This is a genomic window from Lutibacter oricola (assembly GCF_900106565.1).
GTDB lineage: Bacteria > Bacteroidota > Bacteroidia > Flavobacteriales > Flavobacteriaceae > Lutibacter > Lutibacter oricola.
Genome location: NZ_FNNJ01000012.1, coordinates 71,845 through 84,527, shown reverse-complemented (window position 1 = coordinate 84,527; position 12,683 = coordinate 71,845). Strand labels below are relative to the sequence as shown.

At 33.3% G+C, this 12,683-nt stretch carries 6 protein-coding genes; all 6 read right to left on the bottom strand.

Features of this window, described 5'->3' with window-relative positions; translation table 11 throughout:
- Nucleotides 1-2 precede the first annotated feature (2 nt).
- The gene (locus BLU40_RS15765; RefSeq protein WP_090125932.1) at nt 3-1,259 is read right to left on the bottom strand and encodes a glycoside hydrolase family 17 protein; all 1,257 of its coding nucleotides are present in this window, start codon (nt 1,257-1,259) and stop codon (nt 3-5) included.
- A gap of 10 nt (nt 1,260-1,269) precedes the next feature.
- Nucleotides 1,270-3,003, bottom strand: a complete 1,734-nt coding sequence (locus BLU40_RS15760; protein ID WP_245729964.1) for a glycoside hydrolase family 3 protein — start codon at nt 3,001-3,003, stop codon at nt 1,270-1,272.
- 97 nt (nt 3,004-3,100) lie between these two features.
- Nucleotides 3,101-6,559 carry a hypothetical protein gene (locus tag BLU40_RS15755; protein WP_090125877.1) on the bottom strand — a complete coding sequence of 1,153 codons (3,459 nt, stop codon included), beginning with the start codon at nt 6,557-6,559 and terminating at the stop codon, nt 3,101-3,103.
- A gap of 255 nt (nt 6,560-6,814) precedes the next feature.
- Entirely contained in the window at nt 6,815-8,482 is a 1,668-nt protein-coding gene (locus BLU40_RS15750; RefSeq protein ID WP_090125874.1) for a glycoside hydrolase family 16 protein, read from the bottom strand.
- An 11-nt stretch (nt 8,483-8,493) separates the two neighbouring features.
- Nucleotides 8,494-11,154, bottom strand: a complete 2,661-nt coding sequence (locus BLU40_RS15745) for a hypothetical protein (protein WP_090125871.1) — start codon at nt 11,152-11,154, stop codon at nt 8,494-8,496.
- A gap of 18 nt (nt 11,155-11,172) precedes the next feature.
- Nucleotides 11,173-12,669 (bottom strand): RagB/SusD family nutrient uptake outer membrane protein, encoded by a 1,497-nt coding sequence (locus tag BLU40_RS15740; protein WP_090125868.1) that lies wholly within the window; start codon nt 12,667-12,669, stop codon nt 11,173-11,175.
- Nucleotides 12,670-12,683: the final 14 nt, after the last annotated feature.

Below are 12,683 nucleotides of genomic sequence, written 5' to 3'. Positions count from 1 at the left end.
TTTTATTCAACTTTTAGCATTTCTGTAGGAGGTACTAACACAAACTTTTTTAAAGCATCTTTGTCTCCATTAAATGATTTTGTTATTGGATTTCCATCACGAGTAAGGTCTTCAAAAATTCCTTTATCTATTAAATTCCAAATAGCATATTTTGCTTCTCCTTTTAAATTGATTAATCCAAAGTGATTCTCAGATCCTTGTGGGTTAGCAGCATCTTTCCATTGTTCGTCAAAGGCTTCAAAATAGAAAAGTGAAATATTCTCTTTATTTGTCCATTCGCGCATTAGATTATAATACGTTCCAGCTTTGTATTCATCAGCAGCTCTTGAGCCATCATCTCCATAATGATGATTCGCAAATGTTGTCCAACCAGATTCTCCAATATGAATAGTTTTTGTTGAATCGATACTTTTAACATAACTAGAAACATTGTTGAATTGTTTTTTAGCGAAATCTACCGCTCTAATTAGTGCCTTTTCAATTTTCTCTTCATCAGAAAGAGCTTGTTCATTTTCTGGAACCACCCAAAATTGCGGGTTGTAATAACTATTATGCATTGGATAGGTATGCATAGATACATAATCAACAGCTTTTACCAAAGCTTCTAAATCTGTTGTATGATAACTTGAATCTCCTCCTCCCCAAGACACATAATCATCAGAACAAGTAATCCATAAATCTTTAGGTAATTCGCCTTTTTGCTTTAAATCTTGTAATTGATTTACATATTTTAAAATAACACTCGGCTGAACAAAATAACTAGTTGCCCAACGCACCATAGCTTCGTTTCCGACAGCTAAAACCTTAACAATATCTGGATATTGATTGGCCAATTTTACAGCAGTTGCTATTTCTTTTGGGTTACGTTCACTTTCTAAATTATGATCTGGCACTAATTCTGTAAAAGCATTTTTACAATCAATCCAAGCGCCTAACATTACATACATTTCAAAAGTTGAATCTTCTTGTTTTAGTTCGCTTATTGCCTTTAATAAGTTTGAAGCTTGATCTAAATGAACATTATATGTACGCAACAGTTTAATACCCATTGCATTTAACAATTTCATATCTTCTTTCAACTCTTCTATAGTTGGCTGAACATCTCGTGTTACTGCTCTATATCCTCCATACGAAATTGCCGTATATTCAGAATTTCCTAAAATATCTTTAGCTGTTAACGCTTTCTTTTCTTGTTTTTCTGAACAACTCATCATCATCATTAAAATAAATCCTATAAATATTTTTAGTTTTAGTTTCATATTGAATATTTTATTCATTGTACTGTAATCCGTATCCAAAAGGATACAATGGCTCTATTGAATTATCCCAATAATTAGGACCATATTTACCTTTAAAATCTTTCTCAAATTTTGGCCAAGAATGTGGTAGTTTCCCTTTAAAATTGTAATTTCCAAAAAGCACTTCAGCAATTCCATTACCTTCTGAACCAGGTAACCAAGCTGCTATAAAAGCGTTTGATTTGTTAATTTGATTTGTTACCACCAATGGTCTTCCAGAAATTAATACAGTAACAACTTTTACTCCTTTTTGTGAATACGTCTTGATATAATCTTGATGTTTTTTTGAAAGTGTCAACGTCAAATTATTTGACTCGTGACCAATGTCTCCAAAAAACTCCGCATAAGGTTTTTCTCCAACAACTATAATGGCAACATCAGCATCAAAATGATTTCCAGATGCGTTTTGATCGTATACTATTTCTCCTTTGGAAGTATTTTTAATTCCCTCTAAAATGGTAGTTGCTCCTTTATAATTTTCTTTTCCTCCTTGCCAAGAAATTGTCCAACCTCCAGATTGTAACCCTGCACTATTTGCGTGTTCACCAACAACAACTATCTTTTTAGCTTGTTTGTTAAGCGGTAACACATTTTCTTCATTCTTCAATAAAACCAACGATTCTCTAACTGCTTGTTTTGCAACTTTTCTGTGCGCTGCTTTCCCTATTTGTTGAATTAGTTCTTTTGAAGGAAATGGGTTTTCAAACAATCCTAATCTAAATTTTTGGCGTAATATTCTTTTTACTGCATCATCAATCCTCTCAATAGAAACCAATGAACTATCAACTGCTTTTTTAAGGTCGGTTTGATAGAAATCTAAATCCCCATCAACAGCCATAACCATATCAATTCCAGCGTCGATTATTTTGTGATTTCCAAAACGTGAATAACCTTTCCAATCTGAAACCACAATCCCATCGAAATTCATTCCAACTTTCAACGTATCTGTAATCAACTTTTTATGTGCGTGCATTGAAATTCCTTCAAAAGAATTAAATGATGTCATTACAGCTCCAACTCCGCTTTTTACGGCTTCACGGTAAGGTGCTAATAATCGTTCTTTAACCTCTTCTCCATTTAATGAAGTTACTCCACCTTCCACACCATTATCTGTAGCTCCATCTCCAATAAAATGCTTGGCAGTTGCCATTACGGTTGTTTTATCTGAAAGATTTCCTTGATGACCTTTAATAGACGCTTTTGTTAACTCAACTGTTAAATCTGTACTTTCTGAAAATGCTTCGTAAACTCTTCCCCATCTTTCGTTATAAGGAATGGCAATACAAGGTGAAAACACCCAATTAAAACCAGTTGCTTGAGATTCTAAAGCTGTAATTCTAGCAGCTTTTTCAACCAATTCTGCATTTTGAGTTGCTCCTAAACCAATATTATGTGGAAAAATAGTTGCGCCTTCAAATGTATTTTGACCGTGAACAGCATCAACACCAAACAACAAAGGAATTCCTAATCGAGTTGCTAATGCTTCCTTTTGTAATTCAATAAATCTTGATTGCCATTCTTCTGCATTTCCTCCAGGATTTGGACCATCTGTATGAATTATTGAACCAATAAATTTTGACGTAACATCACCATTTTTAATATCCCAAAAGTGTCTCACTTGCGTCATCTGCCCAATTTTTTCTTCAAGGGTCATTAATACAAGTAATGAGTCTACTTTTTGTTCTATGATTTCGTTTTTAGTCATCTCTTTTTTTACTGGTGTTTTACACGAATTAAAAGAGAACAAACAAACGCTAATCATCAGCAAATACTTAACAAGATGTTGATAGTTAGCAATCATTTTATTCTTTTATTGATACTATTATTTTATTTATTTCTCCTGTTCTTTTAAACAATTTTGAACTTGTTTCTGCATCTAATTCAAGCGTACTGAATTGTTTTGACGATGAATCTTCAAAAATCACTTCTACTTCATTTTTCAATCCTAATTTGTATATAACTGGTACTTGACAATAGGTATAGCAAAGTGAGCCTACTTGTAGTTGAAGTTCCTTATTTTCCTTATTTATTGATTGATATTTAAATATTGAAGGAGCAATTAAAAACTCATTCTTTCTTAATAATCTTGGATTGAATCCTACTTTTCCATCTTTAACAAAAACACCTAGCTCTCCAAAACGACATATAAAATCTTCTTTTACTTGCCCAGTCATTCCTGGTTGTTGCGCTCCTTTTCCTCCCGGAGTGTGTGAGTATGGATCTGTTGGAAATGCTCCATATAATTCAGGTGATTTATGTACACCTATTCCAGCTTCTATTTCGTAATAATGATCTAATAATTTTCCAATTACTGCTTCATCTTCCTTCTCTTCAACCGCTTGTAAACAGATTTCCTGAACAGCTAATAACAGTTTAGAAACCATATGCCAGTAAATAGAACCTAAACCTTCGTAACCGAAAAATGTTCCTGAACGACCAGTAAATGCTTTATGATTAAATACCTCTTCAAAAGTTTCTAAAAGTTTTTCTGAATCTTTTTCTACTAAAGAATTGTAATCTTCTGGCAAGTTTTTTAATGCTGATTTTAAACTGTTTGCATTGTTAAAAGTTCCATTAAAATGATAGGCTCCAAATACATCTTTTTCAACAATCTGTCTGTTATTATCAGTAACTAATTGCTTTAATAATTCTGAATTCTCAACTTTTTTTGAAGGAATATTATTCTTTACATTGAAACCAGATAAATTTTTATTTGGATATAAAATATAACTGTATTGATCTGGTCTAAACAATGCGCTTGCCTTTAAAGCATCCAATAATTCCAATGCTTCTTTACCTTTTACATAACCCGAACTTAACACCGCAACTTGACCTTCTAACATTTCCGATAAGTAAGAAATTGAAACCTCCTCATCATTTTCAATGGTCATTAAATTGTATGCGTGATATAAATTATCAGCGCGTTTGTTAGCTTCAATCGTTTGGTTTATATATTTCAATGTAATTTCAACAAAACCTAATAATTCATCTTTTGAAATATTTTCTTTTTTGCTTGAAAATCCATTTGTATAAATAGTTTCTCTAAAATCACTTCCAGCTTGTCCTAAACCATCTAAAACTGTTTTTCTTTGTTTGTCTGAAATATCACTAGAAAGTATTCCTTCATTTTTAACCAACGTATCAACAACTTTTTTGAAGAAATTCGCTAATTCTGTAGAAACTTCATTCGCTTCATTTGAAGTATTTTCAACAACATTTTCAAAGAAACTTAAAAAACGTCTTAAGTAATAAAGGGTTACCATTGAAACTCCATTTCCAACCAATGCGTTGTTTGCATCGTTCCATTCTGGGCGTTGGGTATTCATCCAAATACCACCTTCAGGAATTAAATTTGAAACTTTTGCTAAAACAGTTGCTAATATTTTTTCAACAAAATTCACTTTGTAAATTCCGTTGTTTGAATCTTTTAACAAAGCGCCATCAACACCAATTAACTCACGTTCTTTTTCAATTAAATCTTGCGCTTCGTGATTAAAATCTATGGTGTCTTTTGAATTCTTTAAAATTTCAGCATAACTCTTAATTGTATAAGGCACATTGGCATAAACAAATACATTTTGAGAGAATAATTCTGCCAATTTATTTGGAAAATACTTCTCGCTAAACTCTAAAAACTTCAACAAATAAATTATTTGATGATCTCCCCAATAACCTATATAACTCCAAGGATCATCTGGTTCAATTGTTTCCCAATCGAAACCTCCTTTTGTAACTCGGTAAGGATTGTAACCATCAAAAGTTGTAGCATTTAAGAATTTATGAATCATACTTTCAATAAACTCTGGGTACGAATGTGCTAAGGCTTCCCAGTTTTGGAAAATATCGCGCCAGTTACCTTGATAATCTAATATTTTTGAGCCATCAATTTCACTTTTAGTATTGATCGAAAACTTGTTCCAAGGTCTACTTGGATCTCCGTGTCTTCTACTAAATTTTAACGGCATATATTCTAAACATAAGCGTTTAAAATCTTTGTCTTCCTGCGCTGCTAATTCTTTTAAATAAATTAGAGTAAACTCCTCTGGAAGTTGTTCTAAAGTTGTTTTTTGATTTTTGTAAACCTCTTTATTTGCGTTCGCTATATAAGGAACAAAATCTGCTTTTTCAATCTTGTAATTATCATCAAAAATTCCACCTCTCATTATGTTGAAAAGTGTATTTGCAAAATGACGTGTATTTGTTAAATCGTCTGCAGTTAATTGAATTCCATCAGCGTTTCCATTTAAAGTAACCAACTCATTAGTTCCCTCTTCAATATCTTTTTTTACTAATTCAATTAAATTTTCTTCTGTTTGAATCCAACTTTTTATTTCGTTTACTTCTGAAACTGATTTTGTAACATCAGCAATAGTAAACCAAGTTTTTTCTGTTTCAGAATCTAAACCAAACTCTGTTTGTATAAAATATGCTCCTTTTTCAGCTTTTACATCAGTTTCTTGCTGAATTTCTTTCCCTTTTCTGAAATTATCTAATTGTAACGAAGACAATAAATATGTTGGATTTTCTAACCCTAACGACCAAACTACATTAGATTTTAAAGCTTCACTAGGTTCTGCTTTATCTACAATAATTGCACTTAAAGCATAGATTCCAACGCCTTCTTTTTCATTTAATTCACTTCTTTTATAAGCATCAACCAAGTTACTCGAAGCATTTTGTAACGCATCTCCAACTCCATAAGGCAAAATATTTTGCAAGCCATCTAAAACTTCAATAGTTATATTTTTGAAAGAACTATTTTTAATAGTCGATTTTTTTACAAAACCATATTTTTCAGAAGAATTCCAACTGTATTGAAATGACACTCCTAAATCTTCATTAATTTCTTCAAAAATTACTTTGTTACCATAGTTATTCTTGAACAAATTTCTTTTGATTTTATAAGCTCCTTCAAATCTATTTGAAAAAGGCTCCCATAAATATGTTTTGTTGTCTAATTGAACTTTTAAAATAGTTTTGCTTCCTGTTATTTCTACAAACTCTGTTATTTTATCATCTGTGTAATATGGAAATAACGCAAACTGTGCATTTTTACGCCCAGCAGTTAAACCTCCGTTACTTGATAAAAACATCCAGTGATTTGAGTAACTTACAATACTCATAAAAAACGGACGCATTTCGTTTACATTCGAAATTTTATAATAATTCTCACCACCTATAACAACTTGTTTCCCTTTTACTTCATTTTCTTCAAAAGAAACTTTTGTACTACCTATAAACATTGAATTTTGCTTATTCATTTTTTTAAATTATTTAAAAACCAATTCTTGGCTATCTAATTTTTAACTTACTACGTTATTTTTTTTGCTTTATATTTTACACAACAATACTTTTTCAATTAAGATTTAGGCAATTCTAAATCATATATTGATACTTTGTTTGTTACAAACTTTGCTAAGTTAAATTGCTGTGTTTTTTGCTTTTTTAATTAATTTGATAGAAAGGTTGGCTGCTCAAACCAACCTTTCGAATTCAAATTTTTACCCAAACTCAATTTATTGGTAAACTCGTATATAATCTATTTCCATTGTATCTTCAGTAAACGCAGGATCAATTGTACCTCCTAAAGTACCACCCATTGCAATATTTAGAATTACAAAAAAGTTGTCGTTAAATGGTAGATCTCCACTGTTGTTCATTGAGAAAAACTCTACATCGTCAACATATATTTTCAAAGAGGTCTCGTCCCAGTCTAAAGAGTATACGTGAAACTCGGTAGAAGCATTTTCTACAGAAGTTGTAGTTCCGTAACTAGCGTTACTTGAACTTGCATCATCCCACCAGTGTAAAGTACCTAATGAAGTAGCCTTATCTTGACCTTTTTGTTCCATAATATCTATTTCTCCACATTTTGGCCATCCAACAGTAGAAAAACTATCTCCTAACATCCAAATTGCTGGCCAAGTACCTTGAGAAGCTGGTAACTTTGCTTTTACATCAATTCTACCATATTTAAAACTTTGTAAACCTTGAGATTTTAACCTTGTTGAAGTATAACCTCCACTACCGTCAGCTTTTGCAGTAATTTTTAAAACTCCATCTTCAACAATTACATTTTCTGCATTGTTGGTATAGGTTTGAGCTTCTCCATTACCCCAGCCACCTGCACCAAGATCATACGTCCAGTTTGCAGTATCAGGAGCTCCTGCAGTATCAAACTCATCAGACCAAACTAATGTTTGAGTAGCTTCAACAGGTTTTGTTGATGTAAATAATTGATACCAAGCAGCTCCAGAACCTGTAGCTGTATTTTCAATTACTCTAACCCTCATATAATTTTCATCAATTGAAATAATATCATATGTACTAGAACCGGCATACCATCCCATAAAACCACCATCAGAAATTTCAAATGAAGTTCCTGTATAAGGCTCATCATTATAAGTTCCTTCTAAAGCCGCTTTTGAAGTTGAAGGCATAAAAGCTAATGTTTTAACACCAAACATAGTTGTAGCAACAGTTTCATCGTGACAAACATCTCCGTCTACACCAATATATCCAGCATACGTACCAGGAATAAAAGCAGGTCCTTGAGTTTGCTCAAAAGTTAAACCTTCATCAGTTCTTGTAAAAACAAACTCGTTGTTATACATACAAGCTTTTTCTTCGTCCCATGCACCAATTCCACTCCACCAAGATTCGAAGGCAAATTCTCCACCTCCATAATCATCAAAAGCAGTTCCCATACCTACATGCAAAGGCAAATCAGCTGCCCAATACCATTTTTTGCTATCACCAACATTAGCTCCACTTAAAATGTTTTCTGTTTCAACATCTGAAAAAGCACTATAAACCTCAACTTCCATAGAAGTAGTTGAAGAAACTCCTCCAGTACCAATTGCATTTACAGTAGCTATGTATGTATTTACACCTTGATCTGTATATTGTTTAATATACTCGCCAACTGGTGCTAAATCATTTTTTCCGTCTCCAAAATAAATTTGGTACGTAATTGCATTGTCTGCAGAAACTGTAAATTTTACTTTTCCAGATCCATCTCCATACATTAATTCTGGGTCATTTAAATCTTGACCAATTAACTCTGCAGATATCATTAAGTTTGATGGAGCAATGATATCTCCTAATTCATAATCTTTTTCTTCGCAACTTGTAAAAAATACAAGTGCGATAAAAAGACCTAGTATATTATTTAATTTTTTCATTATTGTATATTTTAATTATTGATAAATATTACATCATCAAAGTAATACGTTTTCTCACCTGCAGTTGCTCCATCTGTTCCAAAATTGAAAAAGATAGATGCTTTGTTATAAACCCAACCATTATCTAAACCTACACTTAAAAGCTCCGTTCCTGTCGCTTGATTTGTAAAGTCAAATTCTATTGTTTCCCAACCTCCTGCTACAGTAGTATTTACTTCTGTTTCACAAGTATGAGTTGCATCATTTGCATCTTCTATTTTTAAACGAATTGGAGCACCAGCATCTGGAGACCAAACACGAACTGTAATTATAGAATTAGTTAACGAGATAGGAATATTTGTTGCAAAACCAGTATCAGTACCAATTGTAGTACCTGCCCAAGTTGTTGCAGCTGCAGTTTTCACTACTTTTGCGACTGTATTACTTGCATTAGTAGGATCTTCAACTATAGAAGATAAATTTTCACCAAAATCGGTTAAAGTATAATCGATAGTTGCACTCTCAAAATCAACTGGTAAATCTATTTGTGTACCACTTGATGTTCCACCACCAGTTCCAGATCCTCCACCTGTAGAAGTTCCTTCTTTTACCATTTTAAATCTCCACCAAGCGTCTCCACCAACCCAAATATCAACAGTCATTTCTGAATCGTTGTTTGCTAGTGTTACATCATATGTTATTGAAGCTGGTGCATCTGCTGGAGAAGCCAATTCCCCTTCATTATATGCTTTAGGAATACCTAAATATGCTCCAATACCATTTAATGTTAATTTACCTGCAGCTTCATCATAAGTATACGTTGCTGGATTCATTCCATCGTGCGGTGCTACAGGAACTCCACAAGCGTCAGTTCCACCTTGCCATCCTTCAATCCAAGTATCTGCACCTAAAACATTCATAAAAGAACCATCAGCTCCAAATACAAATGTATCATCGAAGAAACAAGCTCTTTGAGTTACTCCTGCCGCATCAATAGTCCACCAAGAAGTATCTCCTTGACCAGGACCTACACCTAATGAACCTGCTTCTGGTGCAACAACCCAAGTACCTTCTAAAGGCGAATAAGCTGGAGCTCCATCTTTAACTAATTCAAAAGTCCAATATCCACTTCCAATATTAACAACAACAGTCATTGCACTATCATTATTAGAAAGTGTAACATCATAATTTATTGCTGAAGGAGCATCTGCAGGGCTTCCTAACTCGCCACCATCATAGGCTTTAGGAATACCTAAATAAGCACCTAAACCATTTAACGTTACTTTACCTGCCGCTTCATCATAAACAAATGTTGCTGGATTTGATCCATCGTGCGGTGCTACTGGAGTTGCACAAGAATCTGAACCTCCTTGCCATCCTTCGACCCAAGTACTTCCGTCTAAAATATTTTTAAACGTTCCGTCAGCTCCAAACACATAAGAATCGTCAAATAAACAATCTCTACCTGTAACATCTTCAGCTGAATTAGCCCACCAGCTACCATCATTTGGATTTGGACCTACTTTTAAGGCTCCTGCAATTGGTGCTAATTTCCAAACACCTACAATTCCTTCAGAAACTGTTGTTGGTTGTTTGTAGAAATAGAAGTTGTCTATAAATACCGTTACTCCGTTTGAAACAAATAAGAATTGAGTTACTCCAGACATATTTGTTGTAAAATCAGATAAAGGTATTTCTACACTTACCCACTCACCTGCTGTAATATCTCCTACTGCTATTTCAGATTCTTTTTCTGGCGTACCATCAGCTTGACTTGTGTTCACTATTTTAAGTGATAAACTTTCAGCATCATTTGTCCAATAATCAAAATGAACAAATTCCATTTGAGCAAGATTTGTTGGATTGTCATAATCCGTTACAATACCTGTATAGTTTAAAAAATCGTATTTTAAAATATTATCTCCATCAACTTCAAAATCAGTTAATGTTGTAGATTGTCCCCAACCTGGATTCCATTCATTTACAGTAATATTTGTATATGCATCACTAAAAATAGACACTACGTCTACTTCATTTCTATAAGGAGGTGTTGGTGCTTTTTCAAGTGGCTCTTCAATTTCAGTTACTTCAAACTCTTCTATATATTCTGTAGTCTCTATAGCTGCTCCTTTTGCAACTACTTTAATTGTGTAAATACCAGGTTCTGGATACACATAAGAAACTGTTTCACCAATAACACCTGTAATTGGCTCTGTTACACCTTCTACTCCAAAATAAACATCGAAATTAATAGCATTATCTGCCGTTGCAGTAACATTAACTTGTTTTGATACAGCTTCATCATTTAAAATTTCTACCACTAAATTTTCTGGTGCTTTAAATGATACTACTAAAGGAAGTGTTACGGAAGTTGTTAAACCTGTTACTCCTATAGCTGTTATTTTAACTTGATATTCACCTTCAGCAAAAATGTTTTTAATACTTTCTCCTTGCTTAAGGGTTATTGGATCTGAACCATCACCTAAATCTACAGTATAAGTTACTGCTCCTTGACTTGTTGGTGCAATTGTAACCAACCCTGTATTATCTTGAGTTACATTAAACATTGCCGAAACTTCTGTTGGAGCAACTATTGTATCTACAAAATCAGCGTTACCTAATTCATCTTCTGTACAACTCCAAACAGCTGCAAAAAGAAAAATAGCACTTATTAAATATTTTATTTGTTTCATAATTAAGTTTTTAAATTATTAGTATCCCGCATTTTGAGATAAGCCTGAAACTTCAATTTCACTTTGTGGAATTGGGAAAAGTCCGTTTGTAGCTGCGTTATAACCACTTCCTAATATACTAGAAGCTTGTCCTGTTCTTACTAAATCGAAAAAACGATCACCTTCCATTGCTAACTCTAAGCGTCTTTCGTCCCAAACTGCTTGTACTGTAGCTGTAACTCTGTGGTCTTCATCTCCAAAAGCTCTATCACGTACCATATCTAAATAAGCTTGTGCTTTTGCTTGGTTAACTGCGGCTCCTCTTAAATTTGCTTCGGCAGCCATTAACAACACATCTGAATATCTAATTGTACGTTGATTGTTTTCGTAATTCAACTCAACTTGTCCGCTTGTTTGTCCTTTTCTTGGCAAATACTTTTTATTGTATAAACCTGTATTTTTATAAGGTGCTTCTTGAAACGTTATTCCAAAACTTGGATTGTTATTAGCGTAAGCAGCAACATCAAAAACTGTAGCGTTTTTTCTTTGATCACCTTCTTCATAAGCAGCAGCTAAATCTTGAGTTGGTAAATTAGTACTCCAACCTGCGTTATAAGGCATATCTGCACTTCCGCTAAATCCTCTAACACCACACTGTTGTACAGCATAATTACCTTGACCTCTTGTTTGACCTCCCCAATTGTAATAAGGTTGACCATTTGAGTATTGAACTTCGTAAACAGATTCTGTTCCGTTTTCTCCAGCTAATAAAAAGATATCGTCAAAATTTTCTACCAAAGTAAATGGTCCGTTTACAACATTTTCTAACATTGCAGCAGACTCTGAGAATTTTTCTTCATATAAATAAACTTTTCCAAGTAAAGCCTGTGCAGCATATTTTGTAATTCGCCCTTGTTGCGCTGCAGTTGTTGGTAACACACTAATTGCGTTTAACAAATCTGCCTCAATTTGTGCGTAAACATCTTCCTTTGGAGATCTTTGTAAAGAACCAAAATCTTCTAATCCTAATTTACGATCCGTAAAAAGAACAACGTCTCCAAACATTTTTACTAAATTGAAATAGTAATATGCTCTTAAAAAATAAACTTCACCAAAAAGAGCTTCTTTACCTTCAAACTCAATAGTTTCTCCTGCAAGATTTACATCTTTATAGGCAATTAAATAGTTGGTTCTATTTATACCTTCATAAGCAGAAAGATATAAGTCTTCAAGCGTACTATTGTTTGTTAACACTTCAAAATCATCTATTTGCTGTAAGGCAATAACATCTGAAGCATTTTCTCCTCCTGCAACTGCATTATCTGAAGCAATATCTCCAACCACAACTATTTGGTTTAACCATTGTGTTGGTGTGTAACAACTAACAGCCATAGTTTCGTAATCATCTGCTGTTTTTAAATAATCTAACTCCGTTACATTATATTCGTCATGCGGATCGAAATCAACTACATCTGAACAACCCATAAAGATTGAAAGTATGATGATTAATCCAATACTATTTTTTATACTTTTCATACTGTATTATTTTA